We start from the raw sequence: 21,990 nt of genomic DNA, 5'->3' as shown, positions 1-21,990 counted from the left end.
TCGTCAGAACTTTTTAAAGAATTTAAATTTATTCTATAATATTAGAAGTTGTTACATAGAAGTTTTTATCTACTTCCAGTTTTCTGTCTTCATTCTCTGTTTTGACAGACTGCCATTCTGTAGTTGGTTTCAACAAGGTTTCCACTCCGTTAATTTTAACTTTTACAGGCATATCAAATTTCGAAACGCAATTGGTCCAGTGATAACCTAAAGTTCCGTTTTTAAACATATATTCAAAAACCGGAATTTGAGTAGTGGTTAAATACTGAGCATAAACTCTGTTAAAGTTAATTCCTGATTGCTCGTTGATATAATCTTCAATTTGTTTTGAAGTAACTGTCTGATGGTAAAATGTTTTGTTCAAACCTCTCAGAATAGATTTCCATTTTGCATCATCATTAATAATCTGACGCATTGTATGAAGCATATTTGCTCCTTTTGGATACATATCACCTGAACCTTCATTATTTACATCATAATGTCCGATGATTGGTTTATCATTTTCGATATTTTGTCTGCAGCCAATAACATACTCAGCACCGGCATCTTTCCCATAATAATATTCCACAAAAAGACTTTCAGAGTAGTTTGTAAAACTCTCATGAATCCACATATCAGCAATATCTTTATACGTAATATTATTTGCAAACCATTCGTGACCAGACTCATGAATAATAATGAAATCAAATTTTAATCCCCAGCCAGTTCCGCTTAAATCTTTTCCTAAATAACCTTGTTTGTATTGGTTTCCATAAGTTACTGAACTTTGGTGTTCCATTCCTAAATACGGCACTTCCACTAATTTATAGCTATCTTCATAAAACGGATATGGTCCAAACCAGTTTTCAAAAGCCTTCAGCATTTTCGGAGCATCTTTAAAATGCTCTTTAGCTAAAGCTAAATTATCTCTCAATACATAATAATTACAATCCAAGTTCCCTTTTTCTCCTTTAAATACTTCAGAGAAATTTACATAATCTCCAATATTAATATTTACACCATAATTATTAATTGGGTTTGAAACATACCAATTAAAAGTTTTAGTTCCGTCTTTTTCTTTTTTGACACTTTGCAATCTTCCATTAGAAACTTCAGTTAAATCTCCTGGAACATTTACACTGATTAACATATTTTCCACTTCATCATACATATGATCTTTACACGGCCACCAAACACTCGCGCCTAAACCCTGACAAGATGTTGCGATAAAATCTTTTCCATTTTTATCTTTTTTCCATGAAAATCCTCCATCCCATGGCGCTCTTACCGCTTCTTTTGGTTTTCCGCTATATGAAATTATAATATCTTTTGTGTCGCCCACTTTCTGTTTTTCATTCAAAGTAACGAAGAAAGCATTACCGTCTCTTTCAAACTTTAGCTCTTTTCCGTTCTGAGTTACCTTTTTAATATTCATTGGTTGTTGCAAGTCGATCTGCATTCTGTTGTTTTCTGTTAAAACAGTATAACGAACCGTGTTTGAACCTGAAATTGATTTTTCAGAAGGATTTACTTTTACGTTCAGATGATAGTATTTTAAATCCCACCAGGCTCTTTCTTTTGTGATGCTTCCGCGTAAAGTATCCTGATGTGTAAAAACAGTTTCTGACTTATTCAAAAGTCCCTGAGCATTGGCGGTAAAACCAATCAAAAAGGCGAAAACTACGCCACCGAAGTATTTTTTCATTATTTATAAATTTGAAATAATAAGGCAATTAAACCAGCTTAATCTTCAACAAATGTAAACATTCGAATCAAGTTTTTTAGAAAATTATCATTTCAATACAAACAAACAACGTTCAAATTCATTATTCTTCTCTATTTTAGTGCTTTTAAAATTTTAGATTTCATAAGTATGAGATTAAAGAAACTGATTTCCTTTTTAATAATAATGTTTTCTATAGTTATCAATTCACAAAACATTCCTGTATATAAAACCAATAATCCAATAAGAATTGATGGAAATTTATCTGACTGGGATAAACCTTTTTTAGGGCCTTTTGTCATTCACAATTCAGGAGAAAAAGCTTTGCAAAATACTTATGTTTCTTTTTTATGGAATGATGAAAATCTGTACATCGCCTACAATTGTACCGATTCTAATATAGTCGGAAAACCTCAAACTAAAGATGCACAAATATTTTATACTGATGATTTGGTGGAAATTTTTATAGATCCCGACGGAGACGGACAAAATTATGTTGAGATTGGAGTAAATGCCTTTTCGACAAATTATGATCTGCTTTTAAGATGTATTTCCCCTGAATGTGGAGGATGGAAAACAGAAACAGGCTTTAACATTAAAGGAATGGAAACTGTTAGCAATATCAATTTAGATGGATATACTGTGGAAATTAAAATTCCCTTCGCAAGTCTTGAAAAGATTAGAAATGCGAACTTTACAAAACCTAAAATTGGTACAAAATGGAAAGCAAATGCCTTTAGAATTGATTATGGAAAAACGATTGAATATCAAGCTTTACAACCTTATAAGAGTTTAAAGTTTGGTTTTCATCAGCCGGAAGAATTTGCTGTTTTTGAGTTTTTGGAATAATTAACTTATCTAGTAGAAAAATTGCAGTACTTCACTTGGCTTATAATACTCTGCATTATCAACTAAAAACTTAAAAGCTGTATTATTTTTTGCCATTTTATAAACTTCAAAAATAGATTTATTGCGTACAAAATTTATATTTTGATAAAATCTATCATTAAAATTCCCATAAAATGTATAGGTTTCCAAAAACATAGCAATACCTTTCTTTAAAACTGTTGGATTTGAAAAATCCTTAGGAAGAAATATATTTGGTAAACTATTATCATCTACATATAATTCTCCAGTACTTTCATTAACTGGATAAAAAATACCATTTGGCAGTTTTTCTAAAAACAAAATTAATCTCTGTCCTTTTTTTAATTCTTTAATTCTAGGATCACATAACCATTCTTCCCAAATAACGACATTTATTTTTGAGTTTGATTTTCCTTTAACAAATTCAGTTATTGTAAATTGATATTCGTTTTTTGAGACCTTAGAGATAGTTCCATCAACTATTAAAACAGCTTTAGAAATAACTATTGAATATGGGGTAACATTTTTCTTAAAACCATAGTTTAAAGTCGAAACTAAAAATAAAAGCAAGCATACAAGTAATCTCATATCAATATTATTTAATACTAAAATAATACATTTTTCTGTCATTTCGATCGAAGGGAGAAATCACACCAGTTAATCGACAAAGATTGGAGATATACTTTGCGGAGTTTCTAGTGCGATTTCTCCCTTCGGTCAGAAATGACAAGACTTGTTCTAAATATTACTTTTGACGTTTTTTCAAAACTTCAATAACATCATTTAATTGAAATCCTTTTGCCTGCAATAAAATCAAGTAATGAAACAGTAAATCGGCGCTTTCGCTAAGGAATAAATCATCATTATCATCCTTTGCTTCAATAACCACTTCTACAGCTTCTTCTCCTACTTTTTGAGCTATTTTATTGATTCCTTTTTCGAATAGAGAAGCTACATAACTTTTCTCTGAATCAGCATTTTCTCTGCGTGTTTTGATCGTGTTTTCTAATTGAGAAATAAAACCATAGTTCGCCTCATTTGGTTCCTGCCAGCAAGTATCTGCACCAGTGTGACAAGTTGGCCCAACAGGTTTTGCCTGAATCAAAAGTGTATCGCCATCGCAGTCATTTTTGATACTTACTAAATTTAAAAAGTTGCCACTCTCCTCACCTTTTGTCCAAAGTCTTTGTTTGGAACGACTGAAAAAAGTTACTTTTTGCGTTTCAATTGTTTTTTGAAGCGATTCTTCGTTCATATAACCCAGCATCAGAACATTTTTTGTTTCTGAATCCTGAATGATAGCCGGAATCAATCCGTGCGCGCTTTTGATATCGATATCCATAGTTGATTTTAGATTTTAGAGTTCAGATTTTAGATTAATTTCTAAACTTAGATTCTTGGATTTTAAAAATTTGAATTTCTTCTCAAATTCTAACTTCTATATTATTATTTCTTAATTCTTGCTTCAAAGCTTTAATTTCAATTTCTTTAAAATGAAAAACACTTGCCGCCAAAGCCGCATCCGCTTTTCCTTTTTGAAACGAATCTACGAAATGCTGAATATTTCCAGCGCCACCAGAAGCGATAATTGGAATATTTACCAATTGGGAAAGTTTAGCCAAAGCTTCGTTGGCGAAACCATTTTTGGTTCCGTCGTTATCCATTGAAGTGAACAAAATTTCTCCTGCTCCCCGTTCAGCAACTTCAACTGCCCAGTCAAATAGATTCAGTTCCGTTGGTACTTTTCCACCAACCAAATGCACTATCCATTGTCCGTCAATTTGTTTGGCATCGATAGCCACAACAACGCACTGACTTCCAAATTTCTGTGCTAAATCGTTTATCAACTGCGGATTCTTTACTGCCGATGAATTGATAGAAACTTTATCAGCTCCGTTATTCAACAGAACATCGACGTCTTCAACAGATGAAATCCCACCACCAACAGTAAACGGAATGTTGATTTTCTCGGCAACGCTTCGCACCATATTTACCAGTGTTTTGCGTCGTTCTTCAGTTGCTGAAATATCCAAAAAAACTAATTCATCTGCGCCTTCTGCCGAATAAATTTCAGCTAATTCTACCGGATCACCGGCATCACGTAAGTCAACGAAATTAACACCTTTTACAGTTCTTCCGTTTTTTATATCTAAGCAAGGTATAATTCTTTTTGCAAGCATTTTTTTTGTTGTTTCACAGAGATTCGCAAAGATTCTCAGAGCTACGCAAAATTTTGTGAATCTTTGCATTTTGCTTTGTGAATCTTTGCGAAATTTCTATTTATTTAAAATATAATTTTCAAGTTGCTTTAATGTAATTCTTCCTTCGTAAATCGCTTTTCCGATTATCGTTCCTTCACAACCTAATTCAGCTAATTTTGGTAGTTCATCAAAACTTGAAATTCCGCCTGAAGCAATTAGTTTTACTCCGTTAGCTTCTGCTAAGATTTTGCTGTATAAATCAAAACTTGGGCCTTGAAGCATTCCGTCTTTAGCAATATCAGTACATATAACGTACTGAATTCCTTTTGACTGATAGTCTTGAATAAACGGCACTAAATCTTCGTTTGATTCTTCTAACCAACCAGAAACCGCAATTTTTTCGTCTTTTGCATCAGCTCCTAATATAATTTTATCTGATCCATATTCTGAAATCCATTTTTCGAAAATCGCTCTGTTTTTTACTGCAATACTTCCACCTGTAATTTGATTTGCACCGCTTTCAAAAGCAATTCTCAAATCATCATCCGATTTTAAGCCGCCCCCAAAATCAATTTTTAAACTGGTTTGTGTGGCAATTTGCTCTAAGATTTTATAATTAACAATTTTACTTGATTTCGCACCATCTAAATCTACTAAATGCAGATATTCAATTCCGTGAGCTTCAAATGATTTCGCCACTTCAAGCGGATTCTCATTGTAAATTATTTTGGTATCATAATCACCTTTGGACAAACGAACACATTTTCCTTCAATGATATCTATGGCTGGTATTATTCTCATTTCTTGTTATTTTAGAATTCAGATTTTAGATTTTAGATTTTAGATTCTAAAACTGAAATTGATATTTTGATTTTTGAAATTTCAAATTGGAATTTGGAATTTTATTAATTGGAATTTAGCTTTAGAAAATTACCCAAAATCTTTTCCCCAACATCACCACTTTTTTCTGGGTGAAACTGAGTTCCGTAAAAATTATCCTTTTGCAAAGCCGATGCATATTCAACATCATAATTTGTTGTAGCAATAGATTCTTCGCAATTTGGCGCATAAAAACTATGAACCAAATACATAAATTCATTTTCTGAAATTTCTTTAAATAAATCTGACTTTAAATCATAAATCTGATTCCAGCCCATTTGCGGAACTTTTACTTTGTTGGAGAATTTTAAAACATCAACATCAAAAATTCCCAACCCTTCTGTATTTCCTTCCTCTGTTTTGTTACACATTAACTGCATTCCAAGACAGATTCCTAAAACGGGTTGTTTCAATTCGGGAATTAAACTATCCAAACCGCTTTCACGAAGTTTACTCATTGCAGAACTTGCTTCGCCTACACCAGGAAAAATCACTTTATCAGCCGATTTAATCTCTTCAGGATCATTACTCAAAACAGCTTTAAAACCCAATCTTTCAATAGCAAACATAATGCTTTGAATATTTCCTGCTCCGTAATTTATAATTACTATTTTCAAAATTAATTTTAGATTTTAGATTTTAGATTTTAGATTTCTCTTCAATGTAAAATCATTAATACTATTTTTCTTAACCGCAAGGTTCGCAAAGATTTACGCTAAGAACGCAAAAAACTTGTGTGCTTTGCGTAAATCTTTGCGTACTTTGCGGTAAAACTTTTTTACAACATACCTTTGGTACTTGGCAGAATCATTTTTTCAGTATCTCTTTTTACGGCTACTTTTATGGCTTTCGCGAAAGCTTTAAAAATGGCTTCGATTTTGTGATGTTCGTTGATTCCTTCTGCTTTGATATTTAAATTGGCTTTTGCTCCATCTGTAAATGATTTAAAGAAATGATAGAACATTTCTGTTGGCATTTTTCCTACCATTTCACGTTTGAATTCCGTTTCCCAGATTAACCAGTTTCTTCCTCCGAAGTCAATTGCAGCTTGTGCCAAACAATCATCCATTGGAAGACAGAATCCGTAGCGCTCAATTCCTAATTTATTTCCTAACGCTTTCGCGAAAACTTCTCCTAAAGCAATAGCTGTATCTTCGATTGTATGGTGCTCATCAACTTCTAAATCGCCTTTTACAAGGATTTCCAGGTCCATTTGTCCGTGACGCGAGATTTGATCCAACATGTGGTCAAAAAAGGCAATTCCGGTATCGATTTTGCTTTTTCCTGTTCCGTCAAGGTTTAGATTGATGTAAATATCGGTTTCATTTGTTTTACGGGTAATCGATGCTGAACGCGCTTCTAATTTCAAAAACTCATAAATCGTTTTCCAATCCATTGACTGTAAAACAATTGTTTCGTCTAATTCTTCACGTTTTGCTGAAATTTCATTGCTTCCTGCTCCATCAGTATCATTCATAAAAATGGCTTTTGCACCAAGATTTTTAGCCAGTTCAACATCAGTTAAACGATCTCCTAAAACAAAAGAATTTTCTAGATCATATTCGGGATTGTTCAAATACTTTGTCAACATTCCCGTTCTAGGTTTACGAGTTGGTGCATTTTCTTCCGGAAAAGATCTGTCAACAAAGATTTCATCAAAAACAACACCTTCATTTTCAAAAGCTTTCAGAATAAAATTCTGCGTTGGCCAAAAGGTATTTTCAGGAAAACTATCTGTTCCTAATCCGTCCTGATTCGTTACCATTGCTAGTTCGTAATCTAGTTCATTGGCAATTTTAGCCAGATATTGAAAAGCTTTTGGATAAAACTCCAGCTTTTCTAAGCTGTCTAATTGATAATTTTCAGGTTCTAAAACAATCGTTCCGTCACGATCGATAAAAAGTACTTTTTTCATAATTTATTTTTTTGCCACAGATTACTCAGATTTAAAGGATTTTCTTCTGTTGAGTTTATTCTTTGCCACGAATTACACGAATTTCCACTAATTTAATTCGTGCTAATTTGTGAAATTCGTGGCGACAGAAAAATCATTTTAATCTGTATAATCTGCGACTAAATATTTTTTAGTTTAACAACTTCAATTCTTTTATTAAAACAGCATTTTCTTCTTCTGTTCCAATTGTGAAACGAAGACAATTTTCGCATAAAGGCTGTGTGGTTCTGTTGCGAATTACAATGCCTTTTTCGATTAACTGATCGTATCTTTTGTTAGCATCATCTACTTTTACCAAAACAAAATTGGCTTCTGTCGGATAGATTTTCTCAACAAAATTCACGTCAAGTAAAACTTTAATTAAATCTTCTCTTTGTTTTATAATAGAAGCTATTTCCTGTTTTATTTTATCCGAATCTTTTAAACGTTCTTTAGCCCTTTGTTGTGTCAGTTCGTTTACGTTATAAGGCGGTTTAATTTTATTCAGAATTGAAATTACTTCTTCAGAAGCATAACAAATTCCTAAACGAATTCCAGCCAAACCATAGGCTTTTGAAAGTGTCTGTGTAATGACTAAATTTGGATATTCATCAATTTCTGTCAACCAACTTTCTTTATCTGAAAAGTCAATATAAGCTTCATCAATTACCACCAAACCTTTAAAGTTTTGAAGTAATTTTACCACACTTTCATCTGAAAATGAATTTCCTGTTGGATTGTTTGGAGAACACAAAAAAATGATTTTCGTATTTTCATCAACTGCTTCTAAAATCTTTTCAACTTGTGGCTGGAAATCTGTAGTTAAAAGAATTTCTCTATTTTCTACTGCATTGATATTCGCCAAAACACCATACATTCCATAAGTAGGCGGTAACGAAATAATATTGTCTTTTTTAGGTTCACAGAAAGCTCTGAAAAGTAAATCTAAAACTTCATCGCTTCCGTTTCCTAACAAAATCTGACTTTGTTTGGTGTTATTATTTTTAGCTAAAATCGCTTTAACCGAATTCTGCTGTGGATCCGGATAGCGATTTACCCCATTTTGATACGGATTTTCATTGGCATCCAAAAAAATCATATCAGCTGTATCAAAATCTTCAAACTCATCTCTCGCGGAAGAATAAGGTTTTAAGGATTTTACGTTTTCTCTTGTTATTGTATTTATATCGAACGTACTCATTTTATTTTCTTTATTCCTGCAAGGTTTCTAAATCCTTGTAGGCATTATTTATTAAGCTTCTAAATCGGAAATCTATTTAGACCTACGAGGTTTTGGAAACCTCGCAGGACTGCAGGCGTAATGTCACAGCGTTTTTATGCGCTTGTAATCCTTCGGCTTCAGCCATAGCTTCAATGGCTTTTCCAATATTTTGAATTCCTTTCTCCGATATTTTCTGGAATGTCATCGATTTCATAAAACTATCCAGATTTACACCACTGTAATTTTTAGCATAACCGTTTGTTGGAAGCGTATGATTGGTTCCTGAAGCGTAATCTCCAGCGCTTTCCGGCGTGTAATTTCCAATAAAAACAGAGCCCGCATTTACGATTCCATTGCAGTAGAAATCATCGTATTCTGAACAGATAATAAAGTGTTCTGGCCCGTATTCATTGATTAAATCCAAAGCAGTCTGATCGTTTTCAACATAAATTAATTTCGAATTCTCTATTGCTTTTTCAGCAATGGCTTTTCTAGGCAATACTTCTAACTGTGATTGAACTTCTTTTTCGACTTCATCAATCAGTTTTTTTGAAGTCGAAACTAATATTACCTGACTATCTGTTCCGTGTTCTGCCTGAGATAATAAATCTGAAGCTACAAAAGCTGGAACTGCAGTATCATCAGCCACAATCAACAACTCTGATGGTCCAGCCGGCATATCGATTGCAACGCCAAACTGAGTTGCTAATTGTTTTGCAACAGTCACAAACTGATTCCCTGGGCCAAAGATTTTATATACTTTAGGAATGCATTGCGTTCCAAACGTCATTCCGGCAATAGCCTGAATTCCGCCTACTTTTAGGATTTTAGTAACGCCGCATAAATTCGCAGCGTATAGAATTGCAGGATTAATTTTTCCTTTTTTATCAGGAGGAGAACACAATACGATTTCTTTACAACCTGCAATTTCTGCAGGAACTGCCAGCATCAAAACTGTTGAAAACAAAGGAGCTGTTCCGCCTGGAATGTATAAACCAATTTTTTGAATTGGTCTTTTTTCCTGCCAGCAATTTACGCCTTCGATAGTTTCAACTTCAACTCTATCGGTTTTCTGAGCTTTGTGAAATTTATAGATATTGTTTTTAGCTAATTCAATTGCTTCTTTTAATTCACTTGGAATCAAATTAACTGCTTCTGAAATTTCTTCTGAAGTTACTTCGTAATTCTCTAATGAAATTCCGTCAAAAATTGAAGTGTATTTTGCTACAGCTTCATCTCCTTTTTTCTGAACTTCTCTGAAGATTTCTTTTACCGTAACCTCAATATCGTCAATGGTCTGCGTTGGTCTTTTTAATATATCTGACCAGGTTTCTGGTTTTGGATTGTTGATTTTATTCATAATATTTTATATTAAATTCCAATTTTTTAAAATCTCAAATTCCAATTCTTTGCCTAAAATTTATACCGCAAAGTGCGCAAGGTTTTTTTTATTTGCTTTGTCTAAAAAAGTTCGCAAAGCTGTTGCCTAAAATTTGATTTTGGAATTTGGATTTTTATAATTGGAATTTCTTTTGTTTATAGTACCATTTTCTCAATTGGACAAACTAAAATTCCTTCTGCTCCTACTTCTTTCAATTGATCTATTACATCCCAAAAGGTATCTTTATCGATTACAGAGTGAACACTGCTCCAACCTTCTTGTGCCAAAGGAAGAACCGTTAAACTTCTTAAAACCGGAAGAATTTTTCCAACTGCATCGATTTTATCATTAGGAACGTTCATCAAAATATATTTAGAATTTCTTGCTCTTAAAACCGCCTGAATTCTGAATTTCAAAGTATCAATGTGTTTTTGGATTTCCGGAGAAACTTTTGGAGAAACAGCTAAAACCGCTTCACTTTTTAAGATAACTTCAACTTCTTTTAAATTGTTTTTAAACAAAGTACTGCCACTTGAAACAATATCTACAATCGCGTCTGCAAGACCAATATTTGGTGCAATTTCCACAGAACCTGAAATTTGGTGAATATCTACAGTTAAACCGAATTTACTAAAATATTCGTTAACTGTATTCGGATAAGATGTTGCAATTCTTAAACCTGCTAAATCTTGTACAGAATTGTATTCAAATGTTTTAGGAACTGCTACCGAAACCTTACATTTAGAAAAGCCCAGTTTTTGAACTACTTCAATTCCTTTTCCTTTTTCTACTAAAAGATTGTCGCCAACAATAGCTAAATCTACTACTCCATCAATTAAATATTGCGGAATATCTGAATTTCTTAAATATAAAACTTCAAGAGGAAAATTGGAAGCTTCTGCTTTTAACTGGTCAATTCCGTTGTTGATTGAGATTCCGCAGTCTTTTAAGATTTGGATACTGTCTTCGTTTAAACGACCTGATTTTTGAATTGCAATTTTTAAAGTACTCATTTTTTTAGTTGTTTGTTTTGGGTTTATAGTTTGAGTACAAAGAGAGTTAGAATTAAAAAACCCGTTTGATGTACTCAAACGGGTTTTAAAATATGATGATTTACATGCATACCATTAACACATCGCTTGAGAGCAATAATGTAAATGATGATGATGTAATTGAATTGAAATCATGATTTGTTTTGTTTTTTACTTCTTTGATTCGGTTGCAAATATAATAGATAAATTCATTAAAAAGCAATTTTTATTTTAACTTAACGATAGTTTATTGTTAAAAAACATTTCAGACTGCTATATGCTTACTAATTTTTAAATTACTTTAACGAATTATCAAACTCATTAAAAACCAGTAAAACTTTGGTTCCTTTGCCTATTTCACTTTCTATTTTAAATTTAACCTGAAGCAAGTCTGTCATACGTTTTACAATAAACAATCCAAGTCCTGTTCCTTTTATTTCGGAATGATTTAAGGAATCTGACCTAAAAAACGGATTCAAAATAGATTCTAAATCCTCTTTTGCAATCCCAATTCCCTGATCTAAAACAACACAATTAATTTTATTGTTCTCTCTAGACAATGAAATCTTGACTTCAGTTTGGTCTTTTGAATATTTTATTGCATTTGAAATAATATTTCGAAGAATAGTAACGATCAAATAATTATCAGAATAAATATTAAATTCTTCTGTAGCATCTAAAATGACATTTAGTTTTTTGGTTTTTATTTTCTCTGAATTCAAAGTCAATACATCCAAAACGATCGCATTCAAATAAACATTTTCCTGACGAATATTCTGTTTTTGATTCTCAAAACGAGCCATCATTAATAGTTGATCGACCAAAGAATTTAGATGATCCACTTCATTAATACAATAATTTATTTTTTCCTCGTACTCCTTATTATCTCTTGGTTTACGTATAAGTACTTCAAGTGTTCCTTTAATTACGGTTAAAGGTGTTCGCAACTCATGAGAAGCGTCTGAAGTGAATTGTTTTTCACGCTCTATGGCATCTTCAATTCGGTTTAATAAATTATTGATTGTTTTAGAAAGTGTAAACAATTCATCTCTTGTTTTTGGAAGCGCAATCCTTGTTTTTAAGTTATCTTTTGTGATAATTTTTGAGGTGTTTATGATCTCATTTATTGGTTTTATACTTCTTCCGGCAAAAAAACGAGCCAAAAAAAACAGCAACAATAAAATAATTGGAAACGCTATCATTAAAGTATCCAACAAATTCTCCAAAACTTTTGAAGAATCTGATAATGACATAGCAATAATCAAATACCCAATTTTCTTCTCCTGTAAATGAAGAGGAACCTGAATCTGACGAATTTTATTTCCTAACAATTTAGTATCAAAGGGATGAAAATCCTCCTTTTTAATATGAAAAACCAGCTTTTCATTTTTCAAATTAGGAGATTTTTCAATTATTTTTTTGTTCAAATCCAAAAACTGAACAAAAACAGGATTCACATCAACCGAATTATGCTCTCGTTCCTCCCATTCTTCAACATCCATAAAGATTACTTTTTTCTTCTCCATCCTGATTTCCTTTAAATGATCCTGAATCTCGATATTTAAATTTTCATCAATATGGTTGTAGACTGTAAGCTTTACAATAAAATAAATAGCCGAAAAAGCTACCAAAACCAAAAGTCCGGTTGTTAGAATATAATTTAGAGCAATTCTGTTTTTAAAAGATAATGATGTCATTGTTTTTAATCATTGGCAATATATCCAATGCCACGGATGGTTTTAATATAATCTTCCTCGATTTTAAGGTTCAGTTTTTTACGAATAGCATTCATAAAAACATCAATTACACCAGTATCATATTCGAAGTTTATCTCCCAAACATCCCTTAAAATCTGATTTCGTGTGCAGACTTTTCCTTTATGCTGAATCAAATACGTTAGCAATTCGAATTCTCTCTGTGTAAGCGAAATTTCCTCTTCTCCTTTTAAAACAATATGTTTTGACAAATCAATAGTAATGGTTCCGAGCGTTAAAATTTCAGTTTGTTTTTTGTTTCTGAAATGAACTTTTATACGTTCGACCAATTCCTCAAAACTAAAAGGCTTTTTTATATAATCATTTGCTCCTGCTTTCAGACCTTCAATAGTTTCCTGAACAGTGTCTTTAGCGGTTAAAAAAATGATTGGAGTCGCTTGATCTTTAACTCTAATTGCTTTACAGAGATCAAGCCCGTTTATTTTAGGAAGCATCCAGTCTAATAAAATCAGATCAAATTTTTGTTCCTGAACTAGTTCAAAACCTTTAGATCCGTCATTTGCTGTAGTTACCTGGTAACCTTCTTCCTGTAAACCTTGCTTAAGAAACTGAACAATTCCTAGTTCGTCTTCAACTATCAAAATATGCATTTATCGTATTTTATTAGGATTAGCATTCATTTTTATGTACCAAAGATATATTTTTTAAAAATCACAGATAGACTGTTAGAATAAAGATATAAAGAAAACTCATATCTTAAGCAAACTTTAAGTTAATGCTAAGTAAGGTTAAAGTCGAACTTAATCTCACGTTAATGAATCGAAACTAATTTTGTAAAAAAATATTTATAATGACTTTTTACAAAAAACTTTCGCCTTTTTACAATCTTGCCCTATTGTACTTTATTGTAAGTTTCGTATTGAGAATAGTACTTCTTTTTCATCCTATTACTCAAAGTTCATTTACATTTACTGAAAGTCTGAAAATCTTTAGTTTAGGTTTGATTTCAGATTTTTTTGTATTTGTTTTGGCTTCGTCATTTTTGTGGCTATATCTTATTCTTATTTCTAATTCCAAATATAATAAGCCGTATGGTTATATTATTCTTGGAGGCTTTATTACACTTTTAATTTATATCGCGTCTGGAAAAAGCATTTTTGATGAATATGGTGGTGCTTTACCTAAAATCGTATTAATTTTTGTTTCTATTAAAACTTTTTTATTTTCATTATTTCTTTTTCTGCCAAAACAGAGAACTAAAATTAGGTTCTGGCTTTTTGCTTTTGTGATTTTTTTATATGTTTTATTGATTTTACAAAATGCAATCAGTGAGTTTTTCTTTTGGAATGAATTTGGAGTAAAATACAATTTCATTGCTGTTAATTACCTGATCTATACCAATGAAGTAATAGGAAACATTATGCAGTCTTATCCTGTTGTTCCAATATTTTCTGTATTGTTTATTATTACTGGAACGATTACTTACTTCATTATAAAATATTCACGAAATTATATTGATGAAATACCAAACATTCCTCAAAAACTAAAAATTACTGCGCTTTACTGTACATTTTTTGTTTTCTCTCTGTTTGCGGTTCCGGGTTTAGCCAAAACAGAAAATTCAAAAAATATTTTTGTTAATGAACTGCAGTCCAATGGAATTTATAAATTCTATCTGGCATTTCAGAATAATAAACTGGATTATTTTAAATTCTACAAAACTATTCCGGATCAAAAAGCTTTTGCGCTTTTAAAATTGCAGATTCCAGCCATTTCAGGACAAAACACTTTACAAAAAGTTAGCAATGACTCAATAGAAAAGCACAAAAATGTAGTTTTAATTACAGTTGAAAGTCTAAGTGCAGATTTCATGAAAGCGTATGGAAACAAACAAAATATAACGCCATTTTTAGACAGTTTAGCGCAAAAAAGTCTTTTGTTTACCAATACTTACGCAGCAGGAAACAGAACTGTTCGTGGTCTTGAAGCAGTAACTTTATGCTTGCCACCAACTGCCGGAGAAAGTGTAGTGAAAAGAGAAGACAATAAAAATAAATTCTCAACAGGATCTGTTTTTCTTAAAAAAGGTTATAATGTCAAATTCATGTACGGTGGAGATGCTTTCTTTGACAATATGCAGGATTTTTATTCTGGAAATGGCTATCAGATTATTGATAAATCGAGTTTTGAACCTAACGAAATTACTTTTTCGAATGTATGGGGAGTTTGCGATGAAGATATGTACAATAAGGCAATTAAAATCATGAATTCTGAAGCAAAGCAGAATAAGCCTTTCTTTAATCATATCATGACAGTTAGCAATCACAGACCTTTTACTTATCCAAACAACAAAATTGATATTCCCGGAAATATTAAATCTCGTGACGGTGGTGTAAAATATACTGATTACGCTCTTAAACAGTTTTTCGCTAAAGCCCAAAAACAGCCTTGGTTTAAAAATACTGTTTTTGTAATTGTGGCAGATCACTGCGCTTCAAGCGCTGGAAAAACGGAACTTCCATTAGACAAATACAGAATTCCTGCTTTAATCTATTCTTCAGACATTAAACCTGAAAAATTCAACCAATTAATGTCACAGATTGATATTATGCCAACTTTATTCGGATTGCTGCATTTTGATTACGAAAGTAAATTCTTTGGACAAGACGTTTTTAAAACCGATTATCAGCCAAGAGCTCTTATTGCTACTTATCAGGATTTGGGATTAATTAAAGATAATGTTCTAACTATTCTATCTCCAAAACAACAGATCAAACAGTTCCAACTAAAATTGAATAAAAAAGAAAGTGTTTTACCTGAATTTCAAATCTATTACGATCAGATTCCTTTAAAATCAGAAAATAAAGATTTAGTTGATGAAACGATTGCTTTTTATCAATCTGCTTCTTATGTATTAAAGAAAAAAGAATATCAGTTTAAGGATTTAAGTTTAACCGCAAGGAGCGCTAAGTTATACGCAAAGGTTCGCTAAGAAAAAAACGCCTCAAGTACAATAAACTTGAGGCGTTTTTTTAAGGTTTGAGTTTAACCTAAAACTTTAAACTTGAAACAAAAATATTAATCATTCTGATTTTTCACTCCAAACAAATCTCCTTTTTGGAAAAGTTCCCAATCTTCTTTTAAAGCTTTAGCATTTCTCTTTGTTACTTCGGGAGAATCTAAAGTACTTAAATCTGGTTTTCCTGCATTTACCCATGCCGTATACCAAAAACTTGCTGTTGCTGTGATTGCTTTTTTCATTTGACTTTCTACCATGCCGTTTAACTGATCGTGTAGCTTTTTTGCATACTCGTCAGAAAAAACAGCTGTATTATACTTGCTTTTCAGTACTTTTCCGTCAGCATCCATTTTAAAAACTTGGTTTTCCGGCGTAGCGGTTCTCAGTTTTTTATCGATATCCAATAAAGGCTGTGCTAAACTGTGTGTATCATTAATCATATCCCAAATTGCTTTATGAACGTCATCATAATAATGAGCATAAGGAACATTTAATTTGTAATTTTTAGCAAATAACTCCGGAAGTCTGCTTTCCCAAAGAGAATGGATTCCTTTTTGATCTGTCAGTTGTCCATCATGATTAGCAGAAGTATGCAACGGCATGTGTGCATCACCAATATAGTGACCTAAATCTGCAGCCAAAAATAAAATCTCTGCTCTGTTTTTATCTTTAAAAGCTTTGGTTAACTTTGCCATCATATCTTCAATGTACCAAGGCAAAATTCCGTTATCGCTCAAGAATTTAGCATCGTATTTTTTCTTAGCTTCTTCTAAATTTTGTGGAAAACTATCGGCAGAACCAAAATTTTCCATATCAAAATAATGTCTTGGCCCTTCATCTTTATAACTTAAAGCATATTTACGAATATCCGGTACTGAAGCTTCTTGTGTAATAAAATCGATATGATTATAAAAGAACTCCTGAAGCGGATAAGGCAAAGCCATTACAGCAGCTTTATTAATTCTTTCATGTCCGACAATTCCCCAGGATAAAGTAAAAAATCCAATAATTAGACCACCAATAGCAATTAGTTTTGGATTAGATTTGAAGTTTTTCATTTTTGTTTTTTTATTAGAGGGGCAAATTTACCTTATTTATGGATAATTCAAACAATAACCTTTCAAGATTATTAAAATTATTTTTTTTGAAGTTTTTAAAGCATTTAAGTAACATAAATTCATACAAAAAAAGATTTTTCTTTCGTAAGTTTGTTAATGGACTAAATTTCACAAACATGCGTTTTACTTTTCTCAATGTAATTTTCTTTCTGTCAGCTATTTGTTTTGCTCAGGAAAATGATATAAATCCCAAAAATGTCAGTGACTCTATTCTAAATTCAAAAAGGGCGCTAAGGTTTTCTGATCCTTTTAATGAAGAAAGAATAATGCAGAAACTATTTCCAGGAAAATTATATCATCTTGCTAATAAAAATACTTTTGTAAGCTGGACTTGTAAAACATGTAAACCTGCTCCTTTTTTAGATGTTAATGGTGTCGAAGGCGATCAAATGTTTCCTTATACGAATGGTGTTGCCACAAGACTTCTAGCCAATCTCGATTATTCTGATTCCAAAGAAAATAAATTTAAAATCATCGCTTTTAACCATTCTGTTCATGACGAAGACGGTTTACAAACGGGTCGTTTTTCCGGTGGTTTGCTGGGTATAGCTAAATTTGCTAAAAATGGAAAGATTTGGGAAATGAGATCTTTTCAGCCTGCAGTTGCCGCTTTTGGTGCATTTGCACAATGTCCAACTCCAAAAATTGTAGAAATTGGAGAAGATCAATTTGCTTTTACATTATCACATATTAATGGTGGAGCTGGCGGACCTTATGAAGGTTATCTCTACCTTGTGGCTGGATTCGATGGAAAATATCAAATTATTATGGAAGTCCCTTCTTACCACTTGACTAATGTTGCCAGTATTAATTGGTCAGGCTCTTACAAAGTTGTAGATGATGGGGCTAAAAAACATTTTAGGGATATTATCATCACCACCAATGGCACTTTTAATAAAGATGCAAAAGCAGAAGATGAATTTGAAGCACCAATTCCTCAAGAGATAGCCGAAATGGCCAAAACCAAAACTAAATTTGATTTTGAAATTGAAAGACGTTATTCATTTAAAGGAAAATCATATCAAATGATTGGAAAACCAGTTGCCAAATTTTCAAATGTAAAATAGTTTAACTCAAATAAAGAATTGATCCTAAAGCTAAAACAGCGATAAATATCCATAAAAACACACCTTGAAGCAAAGGCTTTACTCCTACCGTTTTTAAAGTTGCAAAATTTAAAGTTGCACCAATTAAAAATAAAGTAATTGTCAATCCGATTTTAGCAATGCCAACTATATGTCCAGCAAAAACATTTAATGAAGGAATATAAGTATTTAAAAGCATTGCCAAGATAAATAATCCAATAAAATAAGGAATTTTTATTTTTGAATTCTTACTTTTAAAAACAAAAGCCGTTAAAAGCGAAATAGGAATAATCCATAAAGCTCTTGCTAATTTTACAGTTGTGGCAACTTGTAAAGCTTCTGCCCCATATTTATTTGCTGCTCCTACAACAGAACTAGTGTCATGAATCGCAATAGCGCACCATAAGCCAAAATCTTTTTGAGATAAATCTAATTGATGCCCGATAAAAGGGAAAACAAATAAAGCAATTGAATTCAATATAAAAATTACTCCCAAAGCAATTGAAGTTTGATTTTCATTTGATTTAATTACAGGTGCAATAGCTGCAATGGCGCTTCCTCCACAAATTGCTGTTCCGCAAGAAATTAAATGTGATGTTTTTTTCTCTGTTTGCAGCCATTTTCCAAGAAGAAAACCAAAAACTAAAGTACTGAAGATTGACATTATAGTAAGAACAAAACCTTCTTTTCCTGCTGAAACTGCACTATGAGCATTCATACCAAATCCTAAACCGACTACCGAAAACTGTAAAAGAAAAGTAATCGCTTTATGATTGAATTCTACAAATGGGTTTCCGAAAATGTTTACCAGTAAAACTCCTAACAGTAAAGCTATTGGAGGCGAAATAATTGAAAACAAACATAAAAGAATTACTACAACAAAAAGTACCTGTTGCAATGAATGGTTAATTTCAAATAAATGTGCCGATGTTTGTTGTTTTGCTTTCAAAATAGGATAATTGATAATTACCCTGCAAAGTTCCGTCGATTAAACGGAAAACGCCAATCGTAAATTACAATAGACTATAACTTCAAGTTATAGTGACTAGCTAAATTTTGAATAAACAATTCTGATAGTGAATCTGATTTTCCAACTAAAGTAGCAATATAAAAGAATCTTTCAATTGACAGTTTCTCCACATCTAAAACAATCAATTCTTTATTTTTCAACTCTTTACTAACGGCATGAATAGACATAAAAGCAAAACAATCAGAATTTAACAGGTATGATTTTATACTTTCAGTACTCCCTAACTGCATTTCTATTTGTAAATCTGAAAATTTCAAACCTGCTTTTTTCAATGCAAATTCTATAACTTCAAGTGTTCCAGATCCGCGTTCACGGGTTATGAATTTCATTGATTTTAAATCGTTTAATGAAATTTCATTTTGTTTTACAAAAGCATTGTTGCCGTTGCAGACCAAAACCAGTTCGTCTTTTAAAAACGGAATGTATTTTATGGATTGATTTTTTGACTGCCCTTCTACAATTCCAATTTCGATTTCTTTATTGATTAGGGCATTTTCAATTTGTTCTGTATTTCCGTTTAACAAATTGACTTTTATATCTTTTTGCTTTTGATGAAAATTGGCCAAAACTGGAGAAATAACATATTGCGAAATGGTTGTACTAGCTCCTAATCTTAATAAACCTTGTCGTTCTTTATTGAAAGAACTCATTTCAAAATCTATTTCGCGGTAAATATCAAAAATACTCTTAGTATATTTTAATAGAATCTTCCCAGCAGGAGTTAAAGCAATTTTAGAACCGTTACGTTCAAAAAGTTTGGTTTTATAAGTTTCTTCGAGTTCCTGAATATGTTTGGAAACTGCCGGCTGTGTAATATACAATTCTGTTGCCGCTTTAGTAAAATTAAGGCGGAGCGCAACAGTGTAAAATACTTTTAGCCTAAAATCCATTTTTTTGTTTTTTGAGTATTTAATTTACTCTTCTTTCATTCTTATTCTTAAAACTTCCATCAATTTTGAAATCCCATTAAGCATTCCTTGGTAGTAATTTCCTTTTTTAAATTCTGGAATAAAATCCTGTTCAATAATCTCTTTTGTCTCCTGATCAGAAAATTTCTTAGCAATTCCATTTCCAAGTTCAATTCGGATTTTCCTATAGCCTTTCGAAAGCCCAATCAAAACTCCATTGTCTTTTCCTTTCTTACCAACACCCCAATTTTTAGCAATATGAAGCGATAGTGCTTCAAATTTATCTCTTGAAGTTTTTACAGTATCTATAGTTACAATTCCAAACTCAATTGTAGTTGCTTTTTCAAATTTGGTTATAAGATTATTCAATTTAAACTTCTCAGTATCAGAAAAAATCCCTTCATAATCATTTACCCATCCCACTGGACTAGGCAAACTATCCCAAAAAAATTGCCTGTATTGTGTTAGGTTCACTTTTACTGAATTCGAACTTGCATTTTCAGTATTTTGACCAATGCTATTAATTGATGCTAAAAGTAAAAATAGTAAAAGAGGTAGCTTTTTCATTTAGGCAAAAATTTGTTATTTAATATTTTCCAATAGCTTTAACTCCCATTTCAGAAAATTTTAATATTTCAGTTGTAATTGGATAACCTGAACCATTATACTCATCAAGAACTACAGAACCAAGACGTTGTGAGAAATATTCAAAATCTTCCTCAGCAAAAATATAACAAAAGTCTCTTACTGGAATTACCGCATAAAAGGGAAAACCAATAGTATTTTGAACTAGATCTTTAATTTTCAGAGAAAAAAGACATGAACTTTTAAGCGCTATTTCTTCAATATTAATCATACCTAATTTATGATTGTCAATATCTTCAAATTCAATCTTTGCTTTATCCAGAAGGATTTCTAAATTGACGTCAGCTTGCTTTTTTAATTCTTCAAAATTTATTTTCCAGTCTGACAAATCATCTGTAGTTATGAATGAAAAACCATTATTGAGATTTAATGCAAAAACCTTACTAAATTCATTAGTAACTTTTTCATGCACTATATTATCAAACTCAAAATCATTCGGAAAAAATTGAATAATTACTTTATCGTTGATATTTCCCCAATCTTCTTTCTTTGATAAATGTGAAATGACTACATCAACTAAATCAGTAATATGGCTATCATCAGAGTCTCTCTCATAATTTCGTCTGACATTTTCTAGACTAACTTTTAAATCGGATTCCTCTGCATTTATATGAATCAATCCTTCTTCATCAATAGAATCAATTAATAAACCTTTACTTTCTAGTTGCTTTTTAAACTTATTTAAAACAACGTCTTCTTTCTTATTCTTTTTAAAAGGATTGCACATATTCAACAAACTTAGGTTTTTGAAATTAAAATAAGGTATACAGAAATTATAGAGTATGCTATCCAAATTTTCCAACTATCATTCAGTAATTTTTTTTAAACTAGTTACCAAAAATCTGCATTTCTGCTACTACTTTCCATGATTCTCCATAAACCAAATTACCATCAATTAATTGGTATGGATAATAAAATATAAAAGCTTCTTTTTCTCTTTCATGTTCAACAGAAACAGCTATTGCGGAAGTGTTATTCTCTTTCAAATTAACATCATAAAAAATTGCAACAGCTTTAAAATCATTTTTTCTCCAGCGTAGTTCTTTCTTTAATTCACCTAAAACAGAAACTGATTCGGGAAAATCGATTTCTTCATCTTCTTCTAATAAAATCTGCTCTACTTTACCATCACTATTTATCGCAGAAGCTAATGGATAAAATTCACCATATTCTTTTAATAAACTCTCTACAAAAGGAAATGTACTATCTAAAATATTTTGAATATCATTCATGACACGATGACTTAACTTAATT

21 protein-coding genes are annotated in these 21,990 nt (G+C 31.8%); 3 read left to right on the top strand and 18 right to left on the bottom strand.

From position 1 onward, the window contains the following. Window positions 1–28: 28 nt before the first annotated feature. Window positions 29–1,684, bottom strand: a complete 1,656-nt coding sequence (locus HYN56_RS17810; protein WP_109193406.1) for a M1 family metallopeptidase — start codon at window positions 1,682–1,684, stop codon at window positions 29–31. Between the two features lie 204 nt (window positions 1,685–1,888). Between HYN56_RS17810 and HYN56_RS17805 the strand changes: the two genes are divergently transcribed. After that, window positions 1,889–2,551 carry a carbohydrate-binding family 9-like protein gene (locus HYN56_RS17805; RefSeq protein WP_240622582.1) on the top strand — a complete coding sequence of 221 codons (663 nt, stop codon included), beginning with the start codon at window positions 1,889–1,891 and terminating at the stop codon, window positions 2,549–2,551. A gap of 9 nt (window positions 2,552–2,560) precedes the next feature. Here HYN56_RS17805 and HYN56_RS17800 read toward each other — a convergent pair whose 3' ends face one another. From HYN56_RS17800 to HYN56_RS17750, 11 genes are all read right to left on the bottom strand, one after another. Next, the gene (locus HYN56_RS17800; protein WP_146194607.1) at window positions 2,561–3,157 is read right to left on the bottom strand and encodes a hypothetical protein; all 597 of its coding nucleotides are present in this window, start codon (window positions 3,155–3,157) and stop codon (window positions 2,561–2,563) included. A 157-nt stretch (window positions 3,158–3,314) separates the two neighbouring features. Further along, window positions 3,315–3,911, bottom strand: a complete 597-nt coding sequence (gene hisIE, locus HYN56_RS17795) for a bifunctional phosphoribosyl-AMP cyclohydrolase/phosphoribosyl-ATP diphosphatase HisIE (RefSeq protein ID WP_109193403.1) — start codon at window positions 3,909–3,911, stop codon at window positions 3,315–3,317. A gap of 82 nt (window positions 3,912–3,993) precedes the next feature. After that, window positions 3,994–4,749 carry an imidazole glycerol phosphate synthase subunit HisF gene (gene hisF / locus HYN56_RS17790; protein WP_109193402.1) on the bottom strand — a complete coding sequence of 252 codons (756 nt, stop codon included), beginning with the start codon at window positions 4,747–4,749 and terminating at the stop codon, window positions 3,994–3,996. Window positions 4,750–4,845: 96 nt separating this feature from the next. Further along, on the bottom strand, window positions 4,846–5,571 hold the full coding sequence (gene hisA, locus HYN56_RS17785) for a 1-(5-phosphoribosyl)-5-[(5-phosphoribosylamino)methylideneamino]imidazole-4-carboxamide isomerase (RefSeq protein WP_109193401.1): 726 nt from the start codon (window positions 5,569–5,571) through the stop codon (window positions 4,846–4,848). A gap of 104 nt (window positions 5,572–5,675) precedes the next feature. Then, window positions 5,676–6,266, bottom strand: coding sequence for an imidazole glycerol phosphate synthase subunit HisH (hisH, locus tag HYN56_RS17780; protein ID WP_109193400.1), 591 nt, complete (start codon window positions 6,264–6,266; stop codon window positions 5,676–5,678). A 161-nt stretch (window positions 6,267–6,427) separates the two neighbouring features. Further along, entirely contained in the window at window positions 6,428–7,564 is a 1,137-nt protein-coding gene (gene hisB / locus HYN56_RS17775) for a bifunctional histidinol-phosphatase/imidazoleglycerol-phosphate dehydratase HisB (RefSeq protein WP_109193399.1), read from the bottom strand. 169 nt (window positions 7,565–7,733) lie between these two features. Further along, window positions 7,734–8,783: a histidinol-phosphate transaminase gene (hisC, locus tag HYN56_RS17770; RefSeq protein ID WP_109193398.1), complete on the bottom strand. Its 1,050-nt coding sequence runs from the start codon at window positions 8,781–8,783 to the stop codon at window positions 7,734–7,736. A gap of 82 nt (window positions 8,784–8,865) precedes the next feature. Further along, the gene (gene hisD / locus HYN56_RS17765) at window positions 8,866–10,164 is read right to left on the bottom strand and encodes a histidinol dehydrogenase (RefSeq protein WP_109193397.1); all 1,299 of its coding nucleotides are present in this window, start codon (window positions 10,162–10,164) and stop codon (window positions 8,866–8,868) included. Window positions 10,165–10,340: 176 nt separating this feature from the next. Next, entirely contained in the window at window positions 10,341–11,198 is an 858-nt protein-coding gene (hisG, locus tag HYN56_RS17760; RefSeq protein ID WP_109193396.1) for an ATP phosphoribosyltransferase, read from the bottom strand. A gap of 314 nt (window positions 11,199–11,512) precedes the next feature. Then, a complete protein-coding gene (locus HYN56_RS17755; RefSeq protein ID WP_109193395.1) occupies window positions 11,513–12,913 on the bottom strand; it encodes a sensor histidine kinase in 1,401 nt (466 codons plus the stop codon). A gap of 5 nt (window positions 12,914–12,918) precedes the next feature. Continuing rightward, the gene (locus tag HYN56_RS17750; protein ID WP_109193394.1) at window positions 12,919–13,581 is read right to left on the bottom strand and encodes a response regulator transcription factor; all 663 of its coding nucleotides are present in this window, start codon (window positions 13,579–13,581) and stop codon (window positions 12,919–12,921) included. A gap of 200 nt (window positions 13,582–13,781) precedes the next feature. On the opposite strand from HYN56_RS17750, the gene HYN56_RS17745 reads away from it, so the two are divergent. After that, window positions 13,782–15,923: an LTA synthase family protein gene (locus tag HYN56_RS17745; protein ID WP_109193393.1), complete on the top strand. Its 2,142-nt coding sequence runs from the start codon at window positions 13,782–13,784 to the stop codon at window positions 15,921–15,923. A gap of 86 nt (window positions 15,924–16,009) precedes the next feature. Here HYN56_RS17745 and HYN56_RS17740 read toward each other — a convergent pair whose 3' ends face one another. Next, window positions 16,010–17,008 (bottom strand): zinc dependent phospholipase C family protein, encoded by a 999-nt coding sequence (locus HYN56_RS17740; protein WP_109193392.1) that lies wholly within the window; start codon window positions 17,006–17,008, stop codon window positions 16,010–16,012. A gap of 326 nt (window positions 17,009–17,334) precedes the next feature. On the opposite strand from HYN56_RS17740, the gene HYN56_RS17735 reads away from it, so the two are divergent. After that, window positions 17,335–18,135: a hypothetical protein gene (locus HYN56_RS17735; protein ID WP_240622581.1), complete on the top strand. Its 801-nt coding sequence runs from the start codon at window positions 17,335–17,337 to the stop codon at window positions 18,133–18,135. Between the two features lies 1 nt (window position 18,136). On the opposite strand, the gene HYN56_RS17730 is transcribed toward HYN56_RS17735, so the two are convergent. The 5 genes from HYN56_RS17730 to HYN56_RS17710 form a co-directional block, all read right to left on the bottom strand. After that, entirely contained in the window at window positions 18,137–19,102 is a 966-nt protein-coding gene (locus HYN56_RS17730; protein ID WP_109193391.1) for a YeiH family protein, read from the bottom strand. A gap of 74 nt (window positions 19,103–19,176) precedes the next feature. After that, the gene (locus HYN56_RS17725) at window positions 19,177–20,073 is read right to left on the bottom strand and encodes a LysR family transcriptional regulator (protein ID WP_109193390.1); all 897 of its coding nucleotides are present in this window, start codon (window positions 20,071–20,073) and stop codon (window positions 19,177–19,179) included. A gap of 24 nt (window positions 20,074–20,097) precedes the next feature. Continuing rightward, window positions 20,098–20,658 carry a TPM domain-containing protein gene (locus HYN56_RS17720; protein WP_109193389.1) on the bottom strand — a complete coding sequence of 187 codons (561 nt, stop codon included), beginning with the start codon at window positions 20,656–20,658 and terminating at the stop codon, window positions 20,098–20,100. A 19-nt stretch (window positions 20,659–20,677) separates the two neighbouring features. Then, window positions 20,678–21,463: a hypothetical protein gene (locus HYN56_RS17715; RefSeq protein WP_109193388.1), complete on the bottom strand. Its 786-nt coding sequence runs from the start codon at window positions 21,461–21,463 to the stop codon at window positions 20,678–20,680. A 100-nt stretch (window positions 21,464–21,563) separates the two neighbouring features. Further along, window positions 21,564–21,968, bottom strand: coding sequence for a hypothetical protein (locus HYN56_RS17710; RefSeq protein WP_109193387.1), 405 nt, complete (start codon window positions 21,966–21,968; stop codon window positions 21,564–21,566). Between the last annotated feature and the right edge of the window lie 22 nt (window positions 21,969–21,990).

The organism is Flavobacterium crocinum, from assembly GCF_003122385.1.
GTDB classification, from domain to species: Bacteria; Bacteroidota; Bacteroidia; order Flavobacteriales; family Flavobacteriaceae; genus Flavobacterium; species Flavobacterium crocinum.
The sequence above is the reverse complement of the archived record's forward strand: the minus strand, read 5'-3'. Positions and strand labels throughout refer to the sequence as shown.